The sequence below is a fragment of the Bradyrhizobium sp. UFLA05-108 genome (assembly GCF_059803455.1).
Genome location: NZ_JBANAZ010000224.1, coordinates 1 through 884, shown reverse-complemented (window position 1 = coordinate 884; position 884 = coordinate 1). Strand labels below are relative to the sequence as shown.

At 67.9% G+C, this 884-nt stretch carries 1 protein-coding gene; it reads left to right on the top strand.

Going from position 1 to position 884, the window contains the following annotated elements; genetic code table 11:
- Nucleotides 1–870, top strand: an 870-nt coding sequence (locus SO140_RS46125; protein WP_498544226.1) for a response regulator, incomplete at its 5' end; no start/stop codon positions are given.
- Nucleotides 871–884: the final 14 nt, after the last annotated feature.

Genomic DNA, 884 nt, shown 5'->3' with positions numbered 1-884 from the left:
GACATGACCGACGAGAATGCCGCCCATCACATCGGAAGCGGCGAGCAGACCACCTCGCTGCTGGTGTTCCGCGCCGGCTCCAGCCAGCCCAAGGCCGTGCCGCTCGGCCTCGTCACGCGCCTGGAGGAGCTGCCCGCCGACAAGATCGAGTTCTCTAACGGCCGCTACATGGTGCAGTACCGCGAGCAGCTGATGCCGCTGGTCGCCATGGAGGGTGTCACCATCGCATCCCAGGGCGCCCAGCCGATCCTGGTGTTCGCCGATGACGGCCGCTCCATGGGCCTCGTCGTCGACGAGATCATCGACATCGTCGAGGAGCGCCTCAACATCGAGGTCGGCGGAAGCAGCGCCGGCATTCTGGGCTCGGCCGTGATCAAGGGCCAGGCCACCGAGGTGATCGACGTCGGCCACTTCCTGCCGATGGCGTTTGCCGACTGGTTCACCCGCAAGGAGATGAAGCCGTCGATGCACTCGCAGTCGGTGCTGCTGGTCGACGACAGCGCCTTCTTCCGCAACATGCTGGCGCCGGTGCTGAAAGCCGCCGGCTACCGCGTCCGCACCGCGCCGACCGCGCAGGAGGGGCTCGCCGCGCTGCGCGCGCAGACCTTCGACGTCGTGCTGACCGACATCGAGATGCCCGACATGAACGGGTTCGAGTTCGCGGAAGTTATCCGCTCCGACCACAATCTCGTCGCGATGCCGATCATCGGGCTGTCGGCGCTGGTCTCGCCGGCGGCGATCGAGCGCGGCCGGCAGGCCGGCTTCCACGACTATGTCGCCAAGTTCGACCGTCCCGGTCTGATCGCGGCGCTGAAGGAACAGACCGCGGGTGCCGCCGGCGCCTCCGAGCTCAGCCGGGCGGCGGCGTAGAGCATGATCCGGAC